The organism is Cardiobacterium valvarum (genome assembly GCF_900460955.1).
In the GTDB taxonomy this organism is placed as follows: Bacteria; Pseudomonadota; Gammaproteobacteria; order Cardiobacteriales; family Cardiobacteriaceae; genus Cardiobacterium; species Cardiobacterium valvarum.
In genome coordinates this window covers 933,351-954,687 of sequence record NZ_UFUW01000001.1, presented here as the reverse complement: position 1 = coordinate 954,687, position 21,337 = coordinate 933,351, and the positions used below count along the sequence as shown (strand labels likewise).

Genomic DNA, 21,337 nt, shown 5'->3' with positions numbered 1-21,337 from the left:
GGACAAGCGTCCAGCGCCTGTTTATACTCTTGGACAATCGTCCAACCCTTACCATCATGACCGATTCCGCCAAAACTCACCCGCGTGACGCTTTTATCGCCGCCGGCAAAACCCTCTACCCCCGCTACGGCTACCGCCAGCTTTCCGTGCGCCTGCTCGCCGCCGAAGCGGGACTCAGCCCGGGCATGTTCCATCACCTCTTTGCCGACAAAGAGGCGTATATCGCCGAAGTCTTGCAACACAAATACGACGAAGCCTTCGCCCAGCTCAGTCTGCACATCCGCCCCGGCCGCAGCGAACGCGACAACCTGCGCGCCATGCTCACCTACCTCGCCGTCTTCGTGCAGGAAAACATTGACTGGGTTTCGCACATCTTCGCCGACGCCGCCGAAGTAACGGGCATCCGCGACTTCATCCGCTTGCACGCCACGCGCCACATTGAGCTGCTCTATAACCTGCTCAATAACGCCGCACGACGCGGCCTGCTCAAACCCGCTGCCACCGTACAGCGCAGCGGCTTCCTGATGGGGGCGATTGCTGCACCGCTGCTCATCGGCAGCCGCATGCAGGCGACAGGCATCCTGCCGGACATTATCGCCGCCGACTTTGCCCCTGCCGTGATGAGCGACGCCGCCATCGCCGAACGCATCGACTGGGCGCTCACCGCCCTTTTCATCTAAGGAGCACCCCATGAGAAAACTCGCCTATCTGCTGTTCGTCGCCGCCCTTGCCGCTGGTGGCTGGTGGGCGTGGCGTCAGCAAGAAGCCGCCGCCCTGCCCGACTACATCGCCACCTCGAATGGCCGTCTGGAAATGAACCGCATTGACGTCGCCACCCTCTACCCGGGCCGCATCAGGGCCGTACATGTGAACGAAGGCGACGAAGTCGCCAAAGACGCCGTCCTCGTCGAACTCGCGAGCGATCAGAGTGCGGGGCAACTAGCCGCCGCCCGCGCCGCGACCGAAGGCGCGGAAGACACCGTGCAGCGCGCGCAAGCGGGCATCAAACAGGCCAAACAGACCGTCGCTCGCGCCGAAGCAGAAATCGCCGCCTACCGCCAACAACAAAAAGTCGCCAAACTCGAACTCGACAACGCCCGGCAAATGCGCCGCGACAACCTCATCTCCGCCTCCGAATACAGCAAGCGCGAAGCCGACTACCAGCGCGCTGTTGCCAGCGTCAAAGCCGCCGAAGCCGCGCGCGCCGAAGCACAAGCCGCTGTCGCCCAAGTCGAAGCACAAGCCAAAGAAGCTGCCGCCGGTGTACGCCGTGCCAAAGCGACCGCCGACACCGCCGCCGCTGCCGATGCCGACATGACCGTACGCAGCCCGCTGGCCGCGCGCGTTGAATACCGCCTGGTCGAGCCGGGCAACGTCGTCGGCGCGGGCAGCCGCGTCATCAGCCTGCTTGATCCCGGCGACATCAGCATGAACCTCTTTCTGCCAAACGCCGCCATGGCACCGCTGCAAACCGGTGACGAAGCGCGCATCGTGCTGGACGGCATCAACGCCGTCTTCCCCGCCACCATCAGCTACATCGCGAGCGACGCCCAATTCACGCCGAAAGCCGTGGAGACCCCGAACGAGCGGGAAAAACTCATGTACAAAATCAAGCTGAAAATCCCGCCCGACACCGCCAAGCGCTACAACCGCCTGCTCAAAGGCGGCATGACCGGCAACGGCTATGTCCGCACCGACCGCAGCCAGCCGTGGCCAATCACCCTCAACACGCACCTGCCGCCGCAGTGAATATTCAGCCCCTTTAAAAGATAAAAGCCCACGCAAGCGGGCTTTTGGGTGAAGAATCCAAGCGAGTTCAAGCCCGCCAAGCGGTATAAACATTGGGTTTCCCCCTTCCATCGCTGAGCGGCACCTTCCCCCGCAAGCGAGGGAAGGGATTTTTCGTGCTAAACAGCGTGGTTGCCGGGCCCTTCAAGCGGCGTAGATACAGGTTTTGCACGACAGGTAGCGGGGAAGTGCCCGCCACATACCGCCTGCTGTCGCGAAAAGAATGTCGCTTGTCACGCGCACACAGGCAGAGGCGTTGCCCGCCAGGTAAAGTCATGGCAAACCGCAATGAACGGAGGTTGCCATGCCAAGGTCCAACATCAGTTTCAGCTTCAGTCGCCGGCGCCGCATTTATCGCGCCCTGAGCAAGCGGCTGGCCAATGCCGACCTGATTCCCGCCCAACAACAATGGACGTGGTACAACATCTTCGCTTTCTGGATGTCCGACGTGCACAGCGTCGGCGGCTACATCTTCGCCGGCACCCTGTTCTCGCTCGGCCTCACCTCCTGGCAAATCTTCCTCGTCCTCATCGGCGGCATCTGGGTGGTGATGCTGCTCGCCAACCTCATCGCCCGCCCCAGCCAGTTAAGCGGCGTGCCCTACCCCGTCGTCTCGCGGATGCCTTTCGGCGTGTACGGTGCCAATATCCCCGCCATGCTGCGCGGCATCATCGCCATCGTCTGGTACGGCATCCAGACGTATCTCGCCTCGGTCGCCCTCGCCATCATCCTGCTCAAATTCTTTCCCGGACTCGCTTCCCTGCAAGAGGAACGCTTCCTCAATCTTTCCTATCTCGGCTGGCTCAGTTTCGCCATCATGTGGAGTATGCAGACGGTGCTGTTCCTGATGAAGATGCAGGCCATCAAGGTCTTCCTCGACTGGGCAGGGCCGGCGGTATATGTGGTGATGTTCCTGCTAATGGCCTGGATCGTGCACCGCGCCGGCTGGGAGAACATCAACTTCAACCTTTCCACCCATCGGCTTAATTTCGGTCAGACGATCGCCGAAATGCTGGTCGGCATGTCGCTCATCATCAACTACTTCGCCGGCCCCACCCTCAACTTCGGCGACTTTTCGCGCTACTGCAAAAACATGAAAGAGGTGCACCGGGGCAATTTCTGGGGTTTGCCGGTGAACTTCACCTTCTTCTCGATGATCGCCGTCATCACCATCAGCGGCACGCCGCTGGTTTTCGGCAAAGTCATCGAAGACCCTCTGGAAATCGTCGCCCATATCGATAACGTCACCATCGCCCTGCTGCTCACCTTCACCTTCGTCACCGCCACCGTCGGCATCAACATCGTCGCCAATTTCGTCTCCGCCGCCAACGACATCTCCAACCTCTACCCCGGCAAAATCAGCTGGCGCAAGGGCGGCATGATCGCGGCCGTCGTCTCCACCCTCATTACCCCCTGGAACCTCTACAACTCGCCGGAAATCATCCACTACACCATTGACATGCTGGCGGCAACCGTCGGCCCGATGTACGGCATCTTCCTCGTGGATTATTACCTGCTGAAAAAACAGGAAATCCACGTGCCCGATCTCTTCCGCGACACCCCGGAAGGTCAATACTGGTATCGCGGCGGCGTCAATCCGGCGGCAGTCAAGGCGCTCATCCCGGCCTCGCTGCTCAGTATCTGCTGCGTCATCATCCCCGGCCTGAACATCCTCGCCGCCATGCCCGGCATCGAAGCTCTGAAAATGATCAGTAACTTCTCGTTGCTGATTGCCATGGTCGCCAGCGGCTGGCTGTATTACTACTACTCGACCCGGCCAACGTCCCGTCGCTGACCGCTCACCGCCCGCCTATGCGGGCGGTTTTCCATTTGCCGGACGGCATCGTGCCGGGAAGCGGCGATACAATGATTGCCTGTTTTATTGAAAACCACAGGAATCCCATGCACCCGACCGAGCATATGCACGAGCTGCTGGCCGCCCTCGAACTCTCCCTGCTGGAAAGTGGCCGCTGGAGCGAGAAAAGCCCAGATGACACTGCCCTGGCCAGCACTGAACCCTTTTGCGTTGACACCCTGCACTTCCACGAATGGCTGCAATGGGTGTATATCCCGAAGATGCGCGCCTTTATTGCTGCCCATGCCGCCCTGCCCGAGCGCAGCGGACTGCTGCCGATGGCGGAAGAAGCCTGGAAAAGCGATGCGCATACCAGCGGCGGACTGCTGCTGGTGATGCGCGCGCTGGATGCCCTGGTCAACGGCGATGCCGACTGCGCGCAACACCTCGCGCTGGTTGAGAAACGTTACCGCCGCCATTAAAAGCGGCGGCACGTTACCCTGCGGCGCGGGCGATGACAGGACAAAAACGCACCAAGCGGCGCAAATGCCGGATTTTTAGGTGTAATGGACAAAAAAGGTGTTAAAAATCGCTGTAGCCCTTACGCTGCAAGGCTTTACGCGAGGTCAAAACCTTTGAACACAAAAAATGCCTTTTTTGCGGCTCAAAACAGGTCAGGAAAGATGGCACCCAAAATGGCAAACAACGCTACAGATGCGTGTCCTGTCACAAGCGTTTCAGCGGCGGGCAAACGCCAAATCCCAACATCCTTTGGCAGTAGTACTACAGTGAAGGCAAGCAAACCGCCGCACAGCTTGCCGGGCAGTACGGATGCAGCATCAAAACCATCCGTCGTTACCTCGCCAAAGCAGCCACGCAAGCCAATGGCGTGCTGCCTCAAGCGCCTGTTAACCTCGTCATGGACACCACCTGTTTCGGTCGTAAGTGGGGCGTGTTATGGTCCTCTATGACGCTCGCAGCAAGCGCTGCCTTGACGGTCGTGGCAATTGAGCGGGAAACCAATGCGCTTTACATGCAGGCGCTCGCTTTATTGCGAGAAAAAGGTGTCGTGATACAAAGCATTATCTGTGATAGACGTAGCGGACTGCTGCAAGCCTTCCTGGGCATTCCGGCGCAAATGTGCCGGTTTCACCAGATCAAAATTATCGTGCGCCACCTGAGCAGAAAGCCTAAAAGCCGGGCAGCACAGGCGCTGCGGGCCCTGTCATTGACCCTGACGGAGACCACTCAGGCGGCGTTTGAAGCAGCGCTCAAGTGCTGGTACGAGCAGTACGCCGCCTTCCTGAACGAACGCAGCGTGAATGAGAAAACAGGCCACTCACGCTACACGCATAGGCGCCTGCGCGCTGCCTACAACAGGCTGAAACGGCATCTGCCATGGTTGTTTACCTGCGAGCGTTTTCCCAACCTGGGCATCCCGAATACGACCAATTTGCTGGAAGGGAGATTCAGCGAAATAAAGCCGCTTTTGCGGCGTCACCGGGGCTTGAAAAAGGAGAGTAATTTTTGGTTTATAAAAGATTATTTCGCAAAGAATCCGCCCTAAAAACACCTATTTTGTTCATTACGCCGGATTTTATCCCGCTTGACCAATAGGTATAGCCGTTTCAAATAGGGTGAGACAAGGCGGCGAGCCGAAGACAATGCAGATATAGTACGGCGAGGATTTCCAATAAAAATCGTACAGCGATTTTTATGAGTGCCCTGTCAGGCGAGCCAACACGAATCCGTTCTATTTGAAACGACTATACAAAGACAGGCAGACACCTATGGCCATGTGTCCTCCCTGTCTGCTTCGGATTAAGGGATGCCACAGATTTTGAACGCTACTGTTGCGGCAGAACCTGGCATTTTGGCTCTACCGGATAATGATTTGAGCCGCAGCGATAATATCGGGCGGCGCTATTACACCTACAATGGTTCCTTCGTACTGCGCCACCCAGAATTGGGGCGCGGGAGGGTAATTCCGCCAGCGTGTAGCCGCCGGATTTTGTTTTGATTTGAGAGGAAATTATGAAGAAATTACTGCTTGCAACTCTGCTTGCCGCCGCCCCGCTTGCGTTTGCCGCCAACGATGCTACAACCAACACGGCGCGCAACAAGGAAAACGCGCTGGCGTTTTATGAACTCGTATTCAATCAACATAAGGTGCAAGAAGCGGTTGATAAATACATCGCAGAACCCTACATCCAGCACAATCCGTCCGTCGGTGACGGCGGTGCAGCTTTCGCCGCCATTTTCATCCCGTTCCTGAAAGAGCACCCGCAGTCGCATGCGGAGATCAAGCGGGTTATTGCCGAGGGGGATCTGGTCGCACTGCATGTATTCATTAAACATTCACCGGACGAAAGGGGCGAAGCAGTGGTTGATATCTTCCGCTTCAATGATGACGGCAAAATCGTTGAGCATTGGGATGTCGTCCAATCAATACCTGCGGAGATGGTGCACAAGAACGGGATGTTTTGAGCATCCTCCCTTGTCCATGACGAGGAATCACTGCCTGCCTTCAATAGGCACGAGACGGTTTTCGCCAGGCCGTATGCATCATTGCAGGCCCGTCAGGCAGCATGATTCTGGCCTTGTGGACAGATTTTGACACTATCACGATTTTCTGCCTACCTCCCTCACCTGCAAAGGCGGGGGAGTTTTTTTTGTGTGCGTATTTCAGGCAGCCAAGTGCAGGGCGAGCCGGGGTACACTTAGTCAAACTGTGCAGCTGCGGTGTTCGTCTAATTGTCTTCCGTCCCGCTACCGCTGCCCATACTGTGCACGATGGCGTCGTTGTCGCGCCAGTTGTCTTTGACTTTGACGTGGTTGCGCAGCATCACTTTTTTTTCCAGCATTTGTTCGAGTTCTTCACGCGCGCGCTGGCCAATGAGGCGCAGGGTCTGGCCGCCTTTGCCGATGACGATGCCTTTCTGGCTGGCGCGTTCGACAAGGATGGTGGCGTCAATGTCCACCAGGCGTTCGTTTTCCTGGTATTGGTCGATGATGACGCCGAGGGCGTAGGGGATTTCCTGGTGCAGGTAGCGGAAGATTTTTTCGCGGATGATTTCCGCCGCCATGAAGCGCATCCCCGCCGTGGTGATGTGGTCTTCGGGGTAGATCCACGGCTGTTCGGGCAGGAGCGGGGTGATGGTGGTTTCGAGGTCGGCAAGGTTTTGTTCGTGCAGGGCGGAGACGGGAATAATGGCCTGCCAGTTGCCGCGTTCATGGATGCGGGCGAGTTCGGGCATCAGCGCGCTTTTGTCGCGCAGGCGGTCGATTTTGTTGAGGATTTGCAGTACGGGTTTGCTTTGTTTTTGCAGGGCCTCGGCGATACGGTCGTCTTCGTCCGTCCAGTTTCCCGCTTCGCTGACGTGCAGGATGAGGTCAACGTAGTCCATGCTTTGCCAAGCGGTGCGGTTCATGTGGCGGTTGATGGCTTTGTCGCGGTTTTGGTGGATGCCGGGGGTATCGACGAAGATGAGCTGGTTATCGCCGCTGCTGTGGATGCCGAGCAGGGCATGCCGCGTGGTTTGCGGTTTGCGGCTGGTGATGGCGATTTTCTGGCCGAGAAGGTGGTTGATGAGGGTGGATTTGCCGACGTTGGGGCGGCCGACGACGGCGATGTATCCGGCACGTTGGGTCATGGTTTGTTCCTGTATTGGGCGAGCAGTGCGGCTGCAGCCTGCTGTTCGGCTTTTTTGCGGCTGCTGCCATGCGCTTCGGCAATGTATTCGCCGCTGCTGGCGCGGATTTGAAATTCACGCGCATGTTCGGGGCCGCTTTCGCTGATGATTTGGTAGTCCGGCAGCGGCAGGCCACGGCCTTGCAGGTATTCTTGCAGTTGCGTCTTGGGGTCTTTGAGCGGGGTGGCGGTCTGCGGCAGGGCGACGAGTTCCGGGGCAATCAGCGCAAGCGTGACGCTTTCGCAGGTGGCATAGTCGCTGTCGAGGTACACGGCGGCGATGAGGGCTTCGACGGCGTCGGCAAGGATGGAGGCACGCCGTGCGCCGCCGGTTTTGAGTTCGCCTGAGCCAAGGCGCAGGTGCTCGCCGAGGTTGAGGCGACGGGCAACGCCGACCAGGCTGTCTTCTTTGACGATGGTGGCGCGCAGGCGGGTGAGGTCGCCTTCGGGGACAGCGGGGCGGTTGTTGTAGATCCAGATGCTGCTGATGGTTTCCAGCAGGGCGTCGCCGAGGTATTCGAGGCGTTCGTTGTGTTTGGCGCTGTGGCTGCGGTGGGTCAGGGCGCGGGTGAGGTGGTCAGGGTCGCGGAAGGTGTAGCCGAGCGCTTTTTCGATGGGATGCATGATTAGTGAATGGTTTTGCCGATGTGGTTGCACTCGCCCTTGCCAAGCAGGCAGTTGCTGTTCATCCAGATGAAGGTCGCTTTGCCGACGAGGTTGGCTTCGGGGACGAAACCCCAGGCGCGGCTGTCTTCGCTGTCGTCGCGGTTGTCACCCATGACGAAGTAGTGGCCTTCGGGGACGGTGAGGCTGCCTTCAACCATGCCGGGGCGAGTGTTCGGATGCTGCGGATAGAGTTGGGCGAGGTGCGCGCGGCCGCCGAGGGTTTCTTTGTAGGTGACGGCGGGGATGGTAATTTTCAGGCCGCCTTCGTATTCGCGGGTAATTTCGCGGGTTTCGCCGACGGGTTCGAGCGGTTGGGCTTCGCCGTTGATCCAGACTTGGTCATGGTCGTAGCGGATGTGGTCGCCGGGTAGGCCGATGACGCGCTTGATGTAGTGCAGCGCGGGGTTTTGCGGGTAGCGGAAGACGACGACGTCACCGCGCTGCACGCTGCCGGTCGGGATGATGGTGCTGCGCAGTACGGGCAGTTTGATGCCGTAGCTGTATTTGCTGGTGAGGATAAAGTCGCCGTCGTAGAGGTTCGGCTCCATCGAGCCGGAGGGGATGCGGAAGGGTTCCCAGAGGAAGGAGCGGATGAACCACACGGCAAAGAGCACCCAGAACATGCCGCCGAAGAATTCGATGAATTTTTCCTGCGGGTAAACGGGGTGTTTCAGCCAGTAGAGTTCGCCGCCACTGAGACGCTCGCCGTTCGCGAGTTTGTTTTGCGCGCTGTCGAAGGCTTTTTGGTGTTTGCGCGGTACACCGCGCCGGCTTTGCAATACGGTGGCGAGGCGGTTGGCGTAAGCGAGGCGGTCTTCGGGGCTGATGTCATCCCGCTTGAAGGCGCGGTAGAGGCGCTTGCGGGTTTTGCGGTAGCTGTGGCCGTCAATGAGGTAGAAGACGAAGCAGACGAGGACGGTGATGGTGAGGATCAGCTCGAAGTGGGTCATGAAGGCACCCAGTATCTGCTGCAAATAGTTCATGTGTGTTTCCTTGTTAGTTGCTGTTGTTATCGACTTTGAGGACGGCGAGGAAGGCTTCTTGCGGGATTTCCACGCTGCCGACCTGTTTCATCCGCTTTTTGCCTGCTTTTTGTTTTTCCAGCAGTTTGCGTTTGCGGGTCACGTCGCCGCCGTAGCATTTCGCCAGCACGTTTTTGCGCAACGCTTTCACGGTCGAGCGGGCGATAATCTGGTTGCCGATGGCAGCCTGGATGGCGACTTCAAACATTTGCCGGGGGATGAGGTCGCGCATGCGTTCCACCAGTTCGCGGCCACGCATCTGCGCGTGTTCGCGGTGGATGATGATGGAGAGGGAATCGACTTTGTCGCCGTTAATCAGCACGTCGAGGCGGACGAGGTTGGCCGGCTCGAAGCGGCGGAATTCGTAGTCAAAGGAAGCAAAGCCGCGCGAGACGGATTTGAGGCGGTCGAAGAAATCAAGCACCACTTCGCTCATCGGCATTTCAAAGTGCAGCTGCACCTGCTGCCCGGCGAACTGCATATCCTTCTGCACGCCGCGTTTTTCGATACACAGGCCAATGACCGCGCCGAGATAGTCTTTCGGCACGAGGATGTTGGCGATGATGATCGGCTCGCGGATTTCGGCGATGTGGTTGGTTGGCGGCAGTTTGCTGGGGTTGTCAATGTGGATGGTTTCCCCGGCGATGGTTTCGACTTCATAGATGACAGTCGGCGCGGTGGTGATGAGGTCGAGGTCGTATTCGCGTTCAAGGCGTTCCTGCACGATTTCCATGTGCAGCATCCCCAGGAAACCGCAACGGAAGCCGAAGCCGAGTGCCTGCGAAGTTTCCGGTTCGTAGAAGAGCGAAGCATCGTTCAGGCGCAATTTGGCCAGCGCCTCACGCAGATCTTCGTAATCATCCGATTCGACCGGAAAGAGGCCGGCAAAAACGCGCGGCTGCACCTTCTGGAAACCGGGCAGACGTTCAGCGGTGGGGCGGGCAGCGTCAGTCAGGGTATCGCCGACGGGCGCGCCGTTGATGTCCTTGATACCGGCGATGACGAAGCCGACTTCGCCCGCGCACAATTCGCTGCGATCCTGCGCCTTCGGGGTGAAGATGCCGAGTTTGGTGATAAGGTGCTCGTCGCCGCTGCTCATTACGCGCATCTTCTGCCGCACTTTCAGCGTACCGTCAAACACGCGCACCAGCGACACCACGCCGACATAACTATCGAACCACGAATCGATGATGAGCGCCTTCACCGGCGCATCGGGGTCGCCCTGCGGCGCGGGGATTTTCTCGATAATCTGTTCCAGCAGTTCCTCAATGCCCACGCCCGTTTTTGCGCTGACCTTCAGCGTCTCTGACGTATCCAGGCCGATGATTTCCTCGATTTCTTCCATGACGCGTTCTGGCTCGGCACTGGGCAGGTCAATCTTGTTGAGGACGGGCAGCACTTCCAGATTTTGCTCAATGGCGGTGTAACAGTTGGCGACCGACTGCGCCTCGACGCCTTGCGCCGCGTCCACCACCAGTAGCGCGCCCTCGCAGGCATAGAGCGAACGCGAGACTTCATAAGAAAAATCCACGTGGCCGGGGGTGTCGATAAAGTTGAACTGATAGGTCTGCCCGTCTTTCTTCGAGGTGTAATTGAGCGAGACGCTTTGCGCCTTGATGGTAATGCCGCGTTCCCGTTCCAAATCCATGGAATCAAGGACTTGCGCTTCCATTTCGCGCTCGGACAGGCCGCCGCACATCTGGATGAAGCGGTCGGAAAGGGTGGATTTGCCGTGATCGATGTGGGCGATGATGGAAAAATTGCGAATGCGCTCAAGCATGGGCGTAGTGTCTGGGTAATGGGAAGGGGCGGCATTATACAGCGGGGGTCAAGTGAAGCCACAGCAGGCGGCAGACGGCTCTCGTTTCCTGAGCCGCACCCATTCGCTGTTTTGCACGGTACGGGCGGAAAGCCCTTTCGGCGCTGTGACGTTGTGCAATGTCGGCGATAACCGGATGCACCACATCAGGAGAAGTTGCCCGCAACGTTTCGCAAACCCGATGTTTCCCCCGCTTAGCGGGCTTAATCATTCACCGCAAAATTATGCAAAATCTGCCGGCTTCTTCACTTTGCCAACTTCTTCTTCAACGTATTCAACAAGCGCTGCGCGGAAATCGGCGGTTTTGGATCCGGCAATTTGTCGTTATCCGCATGACGTTTGAGCCCGTTTTATAGATTTTTTAGATGATTAACTATAGATGTCGTAGCGGGTGTTGGGGCCATCAATATGGTAATCAGGGGCGGCACCCGCCAGCGGTGGCGCATGTTGCGGACGTTTGACGATGACGCGGCGGGTGGCGGCGAGGCGAGCGCGGGCGAGGAGTGCCGCATCGTCGCCGTCGTGGCCGATAAGCTGTTGCAACGCCTGCATGTGCTTTTTGACTTTCGCGCTTTTGCGCCGCTCCGGGTACATCGGGTCAAGATACACCGCGTCAAAACCTTGCGGCGGCAGGGCGGTTGCGGCGTCGGCGTAGACAAGCGTCAAGCGGGCAGCGATAGCGGCGGTTTTGGGATTGTCGCGGGCGTCCGTGAGGGCGGCGGCAAGCAGGGTGTGCAGGTAGGGGTTTTGCTCGTAGAGGGTGAGAGTGAAGCCGCGCGAGGCAAGCAGCCAGGCGTCTTTGCCCCAGCCGGCGGTGGCGTCCGCCACCTGCGCACCTGTCATGCCGCGCAGGGTTTTTGGCAGGGTTTCGCTGCCGCTGCGTTTGAGGTAACTGCTGAAATCAAGGCCCAGCGGCGGATGGCGCTGCCCGCAGTCGCAGAGGTGGTAGCGGCCTTCCTGCCAGAGCAGGTAGTAGCCGCCTGCAGCTTCTTCGGGGTAATGAATACGGCAGGCGGCAGGCGGCGGGTCGGGCGGGTCGCCAAGCAGGTAGAGGGTCATGGTATTCCGGGGATACGGGCTTGCGCGGATTGTCAGGTGTTTGGCAGAAACTGTCAAAATACCCTTCAATTTTTCCGATAGTATTTTTGGGGCTGCTGCGCGCGTCGCCAAGCGGGCAAAATAGTATCTTTTTCAGGAGGACGAGGGATGGATGTCTGGTTGCTGCTTGCCGGGGAATTTGCCCCGCCGCCGCATCTGCCGCAGGCGGGTGATGTGGCCGTGGCGGTTGATGGCGGGATGCGTCATGCTGCCGCGCTCGGCGTCGTGCCGTCGCTGTGGCTGGGCGATTTCGACAGCAGTGATGCCGCGCTTGCTGCGCAATATGCCGCCGTGCCGCGTCTCGCTTTTCCCACCGATAAGGACGAAACGGATGCCGAGCTTGCCCTTGCCTACGTCTCGCGACACTTCTCACAGGCGCGTGTGGTGCAGATCATCGGCGCAGCTGGCGGCGAAGCGGATCATGCCTTTGCCAACCTGTGGGTGCTGCCACGCTTTGCCCTGCCAGCCTTGCTCTACGCGCGCACGGCAATGTACGCCTTCGCGCACGGCCCCGTGTCCTGGGACGTACACGGCCAGGCAGGCGGCAAGGTCAGCATGTTCGCATTGACGGCAATCCACGGCCTTGCCAACAGCGGCCTGCGCTGGACAGCGGATAACCTCAGCCTGACACCGTTTCGCGCCCACGGTGCGCGTAACGAACTCTGCGCCGCACACGCCACCATCCGCTGGCAGCGCGGCGCCGGGCTGGTTATCGCCCCCGCCGCCGCAAGCGGCACATTACATTCATGTATCATTTCCCCTTCATTCACCCGATAACGCACAACAAATGAAATACCTGCCCCTCCTGTTGATCTCCCTGCTAGGCACAACCGTCGCCGCCAAAGACCCCGACAAAAGCAATGCATGGAGCCGCATCCCCGCCCCCATCGGCCACACCCCGCAGGCCGTTGGCGGCGCCGCAAACGGCTGCCAGCTCGGCGCGCAGCCCCTGGAAGCACAAGGCGAAGGCTTCATCAGCATCCGCCGCTGGCGCAACCGCTATTACAGCCAGCCCGTCACCCTGCGCCTGGTGCGTCACGTCGGCCATGAAATCGCCAGACTGCACCAGTCATCCATCCTCATTGGCGACCTCAGCCAGCCCGCCGGCGGGGAAATGCCCTTCGGCCACGGCAGCCACCGCAACGGCCTCGACGTGGACATCTGGTTCTACACCGTGCCACGCGGCCACCAGCCTGACCCGGAAATCGAGCCGCCGTCGATGGTGGACGCCGCCGCCGGCACCCTCGCCCCCGGCCAATGGCAAACCGCCTACCGCGACGCCCTGCACGCCGCCGCCACCTTCCCGGAAACCAACCGCATCTTCGTCAACCCCGTCATCAAACAGCACCTCTGCGACAGCGAGTCCGATACCCGCTGGCTGCGCAAAATCCGCCCGTGGATTGGCCATGACGCCCATTTCCACGTCCGCCTGAACTGCCCGCCCGGCAGCCCCGAATGCATCACCCAGCCCGCCATTCCGGCAGGCGATGGTTGCGATGCCGACCTGCGCAAATGGGTGGCCGACCAGAGCGACGCCGTCCTGAACCCCAGACCGCAGCCGCCACGCCCGCCCAAACCGCCGAAAACCCCGCCTGACACCTGCCTGACACTGCTACAAGGAAGCACGCCATGACCGACACCCTTCTCACCCCCGAACAATTCGCGCGCGACCTCGCCGAGACCATCAGCCGCCAATTCCAGACACGCGTCTCCATCCAGCTCAACCGTCACCAGCCCGAACACACCCTCCTGCACGTTCATCTCGCCCAGCCGCTGACCCTGCCGCTACAACACCTCTACCGCCGCTACCAGGAACACCCCGAAGAACTGCCGAAACTCATCGCCTTCGAGTTGCAGCGCATCAGCGAGCACACCATCCGCCAGACCCCGGCGGACGACCCCGAAGCCATCCTGCCGCAAATCAAAAGCGCAGGCTGGCTGCAAGAACTGCAAAAACAACTCTCCGAGCGCCAGCCGGACAAAGAACTGAAAGACCTCATCACCGCCCAGCCCTACCTCGCCGACCTCTTCATCTGCTACGTGTACGAATGCCCAGCCGGGCTGCGCTACCTCTCGCAGGCAGAAAGCGAAGCGCTGGGCTACGGCAACCCGCTGCTGCTGCGCACCCGCGCCATCAAAAACCTGCGCAAACGCAAACACCGCAGCAAACTCTACCGCCTCGAAGGCGGCGCTTACAGCCTCGTGCTGGACGGCGTGTACGACGCCTCATTGCTGCTCATCATCGACGAAATCCTGCCGCCTGGCTGGCTGCACAGCGCTGTCTTTGCCGCCCCCTCACGTGGCGAACTGCTCTTCGCCAAAGACGACAGCCCCGCCAACCTGCAAGAACTGCAAACGCTGGTAAACGAAGTCAGCACCAAAACCGCCCACCCCGTCAGTCCGCACCTCTACCGCTGGCAGGACGGCCAACTGCGCCTCTACCGCGCCAATACCGGACTCTGATTCGCCGATAACTTTCCCCTGTAGGCGAAAAACCGCAACAAAAGCCTCTCCCCCTCCGCCGCACCCCACAGTGGGGTGCGGCGGAGGGGGAGAGGGTTGAAAAAACCACGCCAGCGACAAATGGCACAACCGAGGGCATTTACCATGACCCAAACCAACGACCCCTTTGCCCGCATCCAGCTACCGGACAGTGCGGAAACCCTCGAAGAACACCGCTTCCCGCTCTACGGCCTCACCGGCCTCTACCAGAAACTGCGCGTACCTGCAGCAGGCGTACAAGTCGAAAGCATCACCGTCAGCCTCAGCGAGGCGGCAGGACAGAACACGCAAGAACTGCTGAACCTTGTCCTCGCCTCCGGCTACGTCGCGGCAGACGCCGAACTGACTTTTCGCGAAAACCGCGCCGGCGGCTACCTCTACACCTACTTCAACATCGTGCCGCTTGCGAATGCGTCATAAAAAAGCCGCCTGCGGGCGGTTTCCTAATCATCGCCCGGCGGCGAACCCGGGTTTTATAGCTAAACATCTAAAAAATCGTAACGGCGCTGTGCCGCCTTGCCGTACTACCTCTGTCTGCGGTGGCGTGCCTTGTCACGCTTTTATCTATTCAGCTATTCCCGCTTGCCCACCTTTTCCCCGCGCGGCGATAATGCCGCCCTCACACCTTCGGAGATTGATATGGACAGCATCGACCGCCTTGTCGCCATGCTCGACTTACAAACCGGCATCGACCTCTATTGCCATCTGCAAGCGCCCTTCCGCCTGCAACACGAAGCTGATGCCCCCGGCACTGCATGGTTCCATCTGCTGCTGGACGGACAATGCACTATGCAGCACGCTACCACGCAGTACGCACTGCATGCCGGGGATTTCTGCCTGTGGACGAACGGTAGCGCGCACAGCATTAACGCCGGAGAAGGCGTTTCCAGACTGACGGAAGCGCGGGAAAACGGCCTGCTGCACCTGCACAACGACGGCGACGGCGAACCGCTCAGGATGCTGTGCGGCGCCTTTGTGGCGCGCAACCGTGCCGCCGCCGGGCTGTGGCGGATATTGCCTGAGCCGCTGATCGTCCCGCTCAGCGACGTGCCGCAACTGCGAGCAGTGTGCGCGCTGATTCACGACGAGGCGCTGGCGCGGCATACAGGCAGCGTCGGCATCGTGCGCGCCCTGAGTGAAGTATTGCTGCTCCTTGCCTTGCGCCGCGCCGGCGATCTGCCACAGCAGCACCGTCTGACCGCGCTCTTTGCCGATGCCGGCCTGGCGCGGGTGCTGGCGCGCATCCTCGCCGCGCCGTTCGCTCCCTGTACCACGGAAGAACTGGCCGAAACCGCCTGCATGTCGCGCGCGACTTTTGCGCGTAAATTCCAGGCGGCGGCGGGCTGCGGCGTGCAGACCTTCATCCGGACACTGAAAATGTCGGCGGCAGCGAAAATGCTGCGCGACAGCAATCTGGCGGTCGCCCGCGTCGCAGAAGAAACGGGTTACCAATCGGAAGCGGCCTTCAACAATGCCTTCAAGGCGCAATTCGGGGTTACGCCCGCCGGCTACCGGCGGCAAGAAAGCACTGCGGCATAAAAAAGAAACCCCTCTACGGCGGGGTGATGACAGGGTAGGATACTCAGGCCGTCTCGCCGTTTTCTTCGCCTTTAATCTGGTAGCGGCGCCAGGCTTCCATGCAGGCTTTGACCACGGTGGCGAGCGGGATGGCGAAGAAGATACCCCAGAAGCCCCACAGGCCGCCGAAGATGAGTACGGCGATGATGATGCCGATGGGGTGGATATTCACCGCTTCGGAGAAGATGAGCGGCACGATGACGTTACCGTCAAGGATTTGCACCACGGAGTAGAGCGCGCTCACCCAGTAGAAATCCTGGGTCAGGCCGTATTGCGCGTAGGCAACGACCAGTACGGGGATGGTGACGATGGTCACGCCGATGTAGGGGATGAGCACGGAGATGCCGACCATGAAGCTCAGGAGCAGGCCGTATTGCAGGTCGAAGATGTGGAAGGGGATGTAGGTGATAAGCCACACGACGAGGATTTCGCTGAATTTGCCCCGGATGTAGTTGCCGATCTGGATGTCCACTTCCGCCCAGACATCGCGGATGATTTGTCCGTGTTTGGGCAGGAAGCGCCCTCCCAGCCAGCGGAGGATGAGCGCTTTATCCTTGAGGAAGAAGAAGATGAGCAGCGGCACGAGGATGATGTACACCAGCGCTTTGATGACGACGAAGAGGGAGTTGAAGATTTTGCCGGAGAGCGCTTTGCTGTAGTTGCCAATTTCGCTGTTGATGCTGTCCAGCAGGTTTTTGATGTCGGTTTCGCTGAAGGTGTTGGGGAATTTTTTCGGCAGTAGCAGCAATTTTTCCTGGGCGAGGCGGAAGTAGTCCGGCAGCGCGGTAATGAGCAGTTTGGCCTGGGCGACGATGTCCGGGATGAGGATGACAGTGAGGTAGAGGATGGCAGCGATAAAGAGGGTGTAAACGAAGGTGACGGCGAACATGCGGCGCATACCGTAGTGTTCGAGTTTGCCGATGATGCCTTCAAGCAGGTAGGCCAGCGCGATGGAGACGATGACCGGGAAGAGCCATTCGCCGAGGAAGTAGAAGATGGCGAGAAGGCTGATACCGAAGGCGACGAGGGCAACCAGCGGTGGGTTGTTGAGGAAGCGGAGGAAGGGGGCCCAGAGGGAGGTAGGGGTGCTGTGCATGGTGTTTTCGGGTGGGCTGCGAGGGGGAGGAAAAGGGGCGGAGGCGGGGTGGATTCAGCGTCGTCGCCGTTCCGGATAAGGGTAGCGGCTGCCGTCCGGGCGGTTTTTGTAGCGGCGGTGCAGCCAGTAGTACTGTTCGGGGTAGCGGCAGATTTCCGCTTCGTAGTCGGCGTTGACGCGGCGCATGACGTCGGTATCCGTCTCGCCTTCTTCCGGCTTGATTTCGGCGGCAACACGCACGATGTAGCGGTTCTCTTCGCGCCACATGTACACCGGCACCCAGTGCGCGCCGGTGCGTTCGCGCAGTTTTGGCAGGATATTGACGCTTGCCGCGTCCAGGCCGAAGAACGGTGCGAAGACGCTGACGCGCGGCCCCATGTCCTGATCGAGCGCGTACCAGAGGTTGCCGCCCGCCTGCAGGAAGTGCAGGGTGTGGCGCATGTCTTTGTAATGGATGAGTTCGGTGGCGGCGCGGGCGCGGTGGTGGCGGATCCAGTGGTGGAAGAAAGGGTCGTTCAGCGGGCGGTACATGCCGCCGGCTTTGACGTAGAGGCCGAGCAGGCGCACACCGAGTTCCATCAGGGTGCTGTGCGAGCCGATGAGGATGACCGGCGTGTGCGGGTCGCGCAGGAGGGCGAGCGCGGCGGGGTCGGCCTCGAAGCGCGACAGGGCAAGGAGGCGTTTTTCGCTGAGAAACCAGGCCATGCCGGTTTCGATGATGCCGCGTCCGATGCTTTCGGCGTGGGCACGCAATAGTTCTTGCCGCGTCGCATCGTCGAGCGCGGAGAAGGCGATGGCGAGGTTGGTGGCGCTGATGGCGCGGCGGTAGGGGGTGAGGCGGAAGAACAGGCGGCCAAGCCAGCCGCCGAGGGTCATGCGCAGCGGTTGCGGCAGTTGCACGATAAGCCACAAGAGGCCGCAGAGCAGCCAGTGGCCGAGGTAGCGCGGGCGGGCCAGGGGCGGGGTGTGTTCTTCTTGCAAGGGGCTTCCTTTATGATGTGTTAGTCGTTCCAGATAGAACTGATACGGTGTTGGCTCGCCTCGCCGCCCTGTCTCAGCCCTGTTTGAAACGACTGGTGCTTTTTGGAGGTTTTATGCAGTTGCTTTTAGCGAGTACGTCGCCGTTTCGCGCGGCTATTTTACAGACTTTGCGCCTGCCCTTTGCGACGGCGCGGCCAGAGGTGGATGAGTCGCCGCTTGTTGGGGAAACGCCTGCGCAGCTGGTTGAACGGCTGGCTGTCGCGAAGGCCCGGGCGGTTGCCGCTGATGCCGGGACGTTTGTGATTGGTTCGGATCAGGTGGCAACGGTTGACGGCGATATTCTCGGCAAGCCGCATACGGTTGAGCGGGCGGTAGCGCAGCTTATGCGGTTCAGCGGGCGGCGTGTGCTGTTTTTGACGGGGCTGTGCCTGCGCCGGGGCGGGGTGGTGCACAGTGTGGTGGAGCGTTTCGAGGTGCAGTTCCGCCCGCTTGGCGAGGAGGCGGTGCGTGCTTATGTAGCGCTGGAATCGCCGCTCAACTGCGCGGGCAGTTTCAAGTCGGAAGGTTTGGGCATTCTGCTGTTCGACGCGCTGCTTGGCCGCGACCCGAATGCCCTGATTGGTTTGCCGTTGATAGCGCTGCGCGGGTTATTTGAGCTGCATGGGGTTGACCTGCTCGCTGAAATCAAGCGCGCGGCGCAGGCTGGCTGAGGTTTCGCTGCCCACGTCGCGAAGCAGGCGCTCCAAAGCATTGCGGTCACGTTTGTATTCGATCATTTTCAGGTCTTTGTATTTGGCGTCGCGCAGGGTGTTTTTGTCGCCGAGGGCATCAATGAGGCCGAGCGGCAATGCCTGTTCGCCTGTCCAGAAGAGACCGCTGAACATCTCCGGCGTTTCTTTCAGGCGGCTGCCGCGCCCGTCGCGCACGGCCTTGATGAATTGCTGGTGGATGTTGTCGAGAAGTCCCTGCATATGCGCAACTTCTTCGGGTTTGAGCGGCTGATCGCCGGCGAGGAAGTTTTTGTGCTCCCCGGCGGTGAAGGTGCGCGGGTCAAGGCCGAGTTTGCCGAGCAGTTCGCGGTAGCCGAAGTTCTGGCTGATGACACCGATGGAACCGACGATGCTGGCCGGATCGGCATAGATTTCGTCCGCTGAGGCGGCGATGAAGTACGCGCCCGAAGCGCCCGCGTCGGCAATCACGGCATAGACGGGCAGTTTGCGTTCGCCTTTGAGGCGCATCACTGCGCGGTATATTTCGCCGGATTGCACGGGTGAGCCGCCGCCGGAGTTGATGTCAAGGAAGACGGCTTCGGTGTGCGGGTTCTTGAAGGCTTTTTCCAGGCTGCGGATGGTGTCGTCAGCGTTGGCGTCGCTGTCGGCGGCAATCAGCCCCTGAATCGGTACGACGGCAATGTGTTTGCTGCCGGGGCTGCTGGACGTGCTGTCGCGATCGCCGCCCACATTGAGCATGATCAGCAGGAGCAGCAGGAAATAGCCCATCCAGATGAACCGGAAAAAGATTTGCCAGCGGCGGCGGCGGCGGGTCTCGACAATGGCTTCGTGGGCAACGGCAGCAAGGGCGCGTTCTTCATCAAAATTCATAAGGCTTCCTTATCAAGGGTGGTTAATAACTGGGCAGCCGGTGCGGGCAGCGGGGCGCTGACGGCAACGGCGTGGTCATCATAAACGAAACAGATTGAGGCCGCGTGCAGAAACATCCCTTTGAAACCGAGGCGGCGGATGACGCGGTTGAAGTCGCGCCTGCCGTATTTGTCGTCGCCGGCGATGCCGTGTCCGCGCGACTGCACGGCGACACGAATCTGATGCGTCCGCCCCGTATCCAGCCGTGCTTCCAGCAGCGTCGCTTGGGCAAAACGCCGCTCGATGCGGAACAGCGTGCGCGCCTCCTGCCCCGTCGCCGCGCTGACCACCATGCGCTCGCCGCCGCGCAATTGCCCCTTCTCCATACGCAGCCGCACCTCGCGCACCTTGTCGTCCCAGATGCCGTCCACCAGGCAGAGATAGCGTTTCTCTACCCCGCCCGCCTGCATCAACGCCTGAAAGCCTGCCAGCGCCTGCCGGTGCTTGCCCAAAACCAATACGCCGGAAGTATCGCGGTCAAGGCGGTGTGCGAGTTCGGCATAACCCGCACCCCACACCTGCCGCACCACGTCAATCAGGCCGAAATCCTGCCCGCTGCCGCCATGCACCGGCAGTCCGGCGGGCTTGTTCAAAATCAGAAAATCATCGTCCTCAAACAGCACTGCCGCCTGCACACGCCCGCGCCAGAACACCGGTACCGCCTGCGTCTCGCGCTGCCCGGCGGCAATCGGCGGCAGGCGCAGCGAATCGCCCGCGCCAACGCGTGATTCCGGCTTGACCCGCCCGCCGTTCAGGCGCACTTCACCCCGACGCAGCATCTGGTAAATGCGGCTCTTCGGCAGCGCCGGATACAGCTTGCGCAAAAAATTATCGAGCCGCTGGCCGCTATCCGCCGCCGATACCGTTACAAAATGCACCTTCGTTGCATCCACCATCACAATCTCCGCTGAAAAAGCGCAAAGTATAGGCGACAAGCGAAAAAGCCACATCATGTGCAGATAAACCGCACACAGATTGTATCGCTCCTATAGAATAAGAGCGACGCGGCATGCCGCAGACGCAAACCAAACACATAAGGACCCCATCATGACGCAAAACATCCCGCAAAAGACCAAACTCATCATGGTCATCCTGGCCCTCTTTATGCCGGCTTTCCTCGTCCTGCCGCTGGTGATATGGGGCGGCGACACCATACCGCCCGCCATCAATAAAGACCTGCAAGCGGCGCGTCTTGCCCCCGTCGGCGTGCTGACCGTGGGTAAAGTAGCGGACAATACCGCCGTGGCCACCGCTCCTGCACCTGCTGACGGTACCCCTGCTGTGGCTGCCGTCGACAGTGCTCCCGCCTTTGATGCGGCAGGCACCTACAAAACCGTCTGCTCAGCTTGCCACGACAACCTGCCGAATGCGCCAAAACCCAGTGATACCGCCGCTTGGCAAGCCCGTCTCGACAAAGCGGGCAGCCTGGATGCCCTGGTTAAGAACGGTATTCAAGGCACGACAGGCGGTATGCCGCCCAAAGGCGGTTCAGCGCTTGACGACGCGCAATTCCACGACATGGTCGTCTATATGCTCGACCAGGCCAAAGTTGCCCACTAAAAACTTTCCAGGCAACTAAGAAAGATAACGCGGCGAACCGAAGACCGTGCAAATAAACACGGCACGGCTTGCCAATACCGTATCAGCTTTAATAAGAATCA

22 protein-coding genes and 1 pseudogene are annotated in these 21,337 nt (G+C 60.0%); 14 read left to right on the top strand and 9 right to left on the bottom strand.

Features of this window, described 5'->3' with window-relative positions:
* Positions 1-56: 56 nt before the first annotated feature.
* From DY250_RS04670 to DY250_RS04645, 7 genes and pseudogenes are all read left to right on the top strand, one after another.
* Positions 57-680 (top strand): TetR/AcrR family transcriptional regulator, encoded by a 624-nt coding sequence (locus tag DY250_RS04670; protein ID WP_172542205.1) that lies wholly within the window; start codon positions 57-59, stop codon positions 678-680.
* Positions 681-690: 10 nt separating this feature from the next.
* A complete protein-coding gene (locus DY250_RS04665; protein WP_115611209.1) occupies positions 691-1,749 on the top strand; it encodes an HlyD family secretion protein in 1,059 nt (352 codons plus the stop codon).
* Between the two features lie 343 nt (positions 1,750-2,092).
* Entirely contained in the window at positions 2,093-3,583 is a 1,491-nt protein-coding gene (locus DY250_RS04660) for an NCS1 family nucleobase:cation symporter-1 (RefSeq protein ID WP_115611207.1), read from the top strand.
* 107 nt (positions 3,584-3,690) lie between these two features.
* Entirely contained in the window at positions 3,691-4,065 is a 375-nt protein-coding gene (locus tag DY250_RS04655) for a YqcC family protein (RefSeq protein WP_115611206.1), read from the top strand.
* 206 nt (positions 4,066-4,271) lie between these two features.
* Positions 4,272-4,364: pseudogene (locus tag DY250_RS15050) on the top strand (IS1/IS1595 family N-terminal zinc-binding domain-containing protein); the annotation flags it as partial.
* Positions 4,365-4,421: 57 nt separating this feature from the next.
* Positions 4,422-5,150, top strand: a complete 729-nt coding sequence (locus tag DY250_RS04650) for an IS256 family transposase, variant Zn-binding type (RefSeq protein ID WP_425455472.1) — start codon at positions 4,422-4,424, stop codon at positions 5,148-5,150.
* Positions 5,151-5,617: 467 nt separating this feature from the next.
* The gene (locus tag DY250_RS04645; protein WP_006984305.1) at positions 5,618-6,070 is read left to right on the top strand and encodes a nuclear transport factor 2 family protein; all 453 of its coding nucleotides are present in this window, start codon (positions 5,618-5,620) and stop codon (positions 6,068-6,070) included.
* Positions 6,071-6,333: 263 nt separating this feature from the next.
* On the opposite strand, the gene era is transcribed toward DY250_RS04645, so the two are convergent.
* From era to DY250_RS04620, 5 genes are all read right to left on the bottom strand, one after another.
* On the bottom strand, positions 6,334-7,236 hold the full coding sequence (gene era, locus DY250_RS04640) for a GTPase Era (RefSeq protein ID WP_115611202.1): 903 nt from the start codon (positions 7,234-7,236) through the stop codon (positions 6,334-6,336).
* Positions 7,233-7,898, bottom strand: coding sequence for a ribonuclease III (rnc, locus tag DY250_RS04635; RefSeq protein ID WP_115611201.1), 666 nt, complete (start codon positions 7,896-7,898; stop codon positions 7,233-7,235). Before rnc ends, era begins: the two co-directional genes overlap by 4 nt.
* Positions 7,899-7,900: 2 nt before the next feature.
* Positions 7,901-8,923 carry a signal peptidase I gene (gene lepB / locus DY250_RS04630; protein ID WP_115611199.1) on the bottom strand — a complete coding sequence of 341 codons (1,023 nt, stop codon included), beginning with the start codon at positions 8,921-8,923 and terminating at the stop codon, positions 7,901-7,903.
* Between the two features lie 13 nt (positions 8,924-8,936).
* On the bottom strand, positions 8,937-10,742 hold the full coding sequence (gene lepA / locus DY250_RS04625) for a translation elongation factor 4 (protein WP_115611197.1): 1,806 nt from the start codon (positions 10,740-10,742) through the stop codon (positions 8,937-8,939).
* A gap of 408 nt (positions 10,743-11,150) precedes the next feature.
* A complete protein-coding gene (locus tag DY250_RS04620; RefSeq protein WP_115611196.1) occupies positions 11,151-11,840 on the bottom strand; it encodes a class I SAM-dependent methyltransferase in 690 nt (229 codons plus the stop codon).
* 147 nt (positions 11,841-11,987) lie between these two features.
* Between DY250_RS04620 and DY250_RS04615 the strand changes: the two genes are divergently transcribed.
* From DY250_RS04615 to DY250_RS04595, 5 genes are all read left to right on the top strand, one after another.
* Positions 11,988-12,656: a thiamine diphosphokinase gene (locus tag DY250_RS04615; protein ID WP_115611194.1), complete on the top strand. Its 669-nt coding sequence runs from the start codon at positions 11,988-11,990 to the stop codon at positions 12,654-12,656.
* A gap of 10 nt (positions 12,657-12,666) precedes the next feature.
* Entirely contained in the window at positions 12,667-13,512 is an 846-nt protein-coding gene (locus DY250_RS04610) for a penicillin-insensitive murein endopeptidase (protein ID WP_115611192.1), read from the top strand.
* On the top strand, positions 13,509-14,342 hold the full coding sequence (locus DY250_RS04605) for a DUF1444 domain-containing protein (protein ID WP_115611190.1): 834 nt from the start codon (positions 13,509-13,511) through the stop codon (positions 14,340-14,342). Before DY250_RS04610 ends, DY250_RS04605 begins: the two co-directional genes overlap by 4 nt.
* A gap of 144 nt (positions 14,343-14,486) precedes the next feature.
* Positions 14,487-14,801 (top strand): hypothetical protein, encoded by a 315-nt coding sequence (locus DY250_RS04600; protein ID WP_245951027.1) that lies wholly within the window; start codon positions 14,487-14,489, stop codon positions 14,799-14,801.
* Positions 14,802-15,020: 219 nt separating this feature from the next.
* Positions 15,021-15,920 carry an AraC family transcriptional regulator gene (locus tag DY250_RS04595; protein ID WP_115611187.1) on the top strand — a complete coding sequence of 300 codons (900 nt, stop codon included), beginning with the start codon at positions 15,021-15,023 and terminating at the stop codon, positions 15,918-15,920.
* A 43-nt stretch (positions 15,921-15,963) separates the two neighbouring features.
* Here the strand turns inward: DY250_RS04595 and DY250_RS04590 are convergent, their stop codons facing one another.
* Positions 15,964-17,055 (bottom strand): AI-2E family transporter, encoded by a 1,092-nt coding sequence (locus tag DY250_RS04590; protein WP_115611186.1) that lies wholly within the window; start codon positions 17,053-17,055, stop codon positions 15,964-15,966.
* A gap of 54 nt (positions 17,056-17,109) precedes the next feature.
* Entirely contained in the window at positions 17,110-18,036 is a 927-nt protein-coding gene (locus tag DY250_RS04585) for a lysophospholipid acyltransferase family protein (protein WP_245951026.1), read from the bottom strand.
* Between the two features lie 113 nt (positions 18,037-18,149).
* Between DY250_RS04585 and DY250_RS04580 the strand changes: the two genes are divergently transcribed.
* Positions 18,150-18,746 (top strand): Maf family protein, encoded by a 597-nt coding sequence (locus DY250_RS04580; protein WP_115611184.1) that lies wholly within the window; start codon positions 18,150-18,152, stop codon positions 18,744-18,746.
* Here the strand turns inward: DY250_RS04580 and sppA are convergent.
* The gene (gene sppA, locus DY250_RS04575) at positions 18,684-19,637 is read right to left on the bottom strand and encodes a signal peptide peptidase SppA (protein ID WP_115611182.1); all 954 of its coding nucleotides are present in this window, start codon (positions 19,635-19,637) and stop codon (positions 18,684-18,686) included. The two genes, DY250_RS04580 and sppA, sit on opposite strands and share 63 nt — an antisense overlap.
* Positions 19,634-20,572 carry an RluA family pseudouridine synthase gene (locus DY250_RS04570; protein WP_245951024.1) on the bottom strand — a complete coding sequence of 313 codons (939 nt, stop codon included), beginning with the start codon at positions 20,570-20,572 and terminating at the stop codon, positions 19,634-19,636. The genes sppA and DY250_RS04570 overlap by 4 nt, the downstream gene beginning before the upstream one ends.
* A gap of 151 nt (positions 20,573-20,723) precedes the next feature.
* Here DY250_RS04570 and DY250_RS04565 point away from each other — a divergent pair, with 151 nt between their 5' ends.
* Positions 20,724-21,236, top strand: a complete 513-nt coding sequence (locus tag DY250_RS04565; RefSeq protein ID WP_115611179.1) for a c-type cytochrome — start codon at positions 20,724-20,726, stop codon at positions 21,234-21,236.
* The last annotated feature ends 101 nt before the right edge of the window (positions 21,237-21,337 follow it).

Excerpts from the sequence above, each read along its gene's own strand:
- DY250_RS04670 (WP_172542205.1), top strand. The coding sequence starts at position 57 with ATGACCGATTCCGCCAAAACTCACCCGCGTGACGCTTTTATCGCCGCC.
- DY250_RS04665 (WP_115611209.1), top strand. The coding sequence starts at position 691 with ATGAGAAAACTCGCCTATCTGCTGTTCGTCGCCGCCCTTGCCGCTGGT.
- DY250_RS04660 (WP_115611207.1), top strand. The coding sequence starts at position 2,093 with ATGCCAAGGTCCAACATCAGTTTCAGCTTCAGTCGCCGGCGCCGCATT.
- DY250_RS04655 (WP_115611206.1), top strand. The coding sequence starts at position 3,691 with ATGCACCCGACCGAGCATATGCACGAGCTGCTGGCCGCCCTCGAACTC.
- DY250_RS04645 (WP_006984305.1), top strand. The coding sequence starts at position 5,618 with ATGAAGAAATTACTGCTTGCAACTCTGCTTGCCGCCGCCCCGCTTGCG.
- era (WP_115611202.1), bottom strand. The coding sequence starts at position 7,236 with ATGACCCAACGTGCCGGATACATCGCCGTCGTCGGCCGCCCCAACGTC.
- rnc (WP_115611201.1), bottom strand. The coding sequence starts at position 7,898 with ATGCATCCCATCGAAAAAGCGCTCGGCTACACCTTCCGCGACCCTGAC.
- lepB (WP_115611199.1), bottom strand. The coding sequence starts at position 8,923 with ATGAACTATTTGCAGCAGATACTGGGTGCCTTCATGACCCACTTCGAG.
- lepA (WP_115611197.1), bottom strand. The coding sequence starts at position 10,742 with ATGCTTGAGCGCATTCGCAATTTTTCCATCATCGCCCACATCGATCAC.
- DY250_RS04620 (WP_115611196.1), bottom strand. The coding sequence starts at position 11,840 with ATGACCCTCTACCTGCTTGGCGACCCGCCCGACCCGCCGCCTGCCGCC.
- DY250_RS04615 (WP_115611194.1), top strand. The coding sequence starts at position 11,988 with ATGGATGTCTGGTTGCTGCTTGCCGGGGAATTTGCCCCGCCGCCGCAT.
- DY250_RS04610 (WP_115611192.1), top strand. The coding sequence starts at position 12,667 with ATGAAATACCTGCCCCTCCTGTTGATCTCCCTGCTAGGCACAACCGTC.
- DY250_RS04605 (WP_115611190.1), top strand. The coding sequence starts at position 13,509 with ATGACCGACACCCTTCTCACCCCCGAACAATTCGCGCGCGACCTCGCC.
- DY250_RS04600 (WP_245951027.1), top strand. The coding sequence starts at position 14,487 with ATGACCCAAACCAACGACCCCTTTGCCCGCATCCAGCTACCGGACAGT.
- DY250_RS04595 (WP_115611187.1), top strand. The coding sequence starts at position 15,021 with ATGGACAGCATCGACCGCCTTGTCGCCATGCTCGACTTACAAACCGGC.
- DY250_RS04590 (WP_115611186.1), bottom strand. The coding sequence starts at position 17,055 with ATGCACAGCACCCCTACCTCCCTCTGGGCCCCCTTCCTCCGCTTCCTC.
- DY250_RS04580 (WP_115611184.1), top strand. The coding sequence starts at position 18,150 with ATGCAGTTGCTTTTAGCGAGTACGTCGCCGTTTCGCGCGGCTATTTTA.
- sppA (WP_115611182.1), bottom strand. The coding sequence starts at position 19,637 with ATGAATTTTGATGAAGAACGCGCCCTTGCTGCCGTTGCCCACGAAGCC.
- DY250_RS04570 (WP_245951024.1), bottom strand. The coding sequence starts at position 20,572 with ATGGTGGATGCAACGAAGGTGCATTTTGTAACGGTATCGGCGGCGGAT.
- DY250_RS04565 (WP_115611179.1), top strand. The coding sequence starts at position 20,724 with ATGACGCAAAACATCCCGCAAAAGACCAAACTCATCATGGTCATCCTG.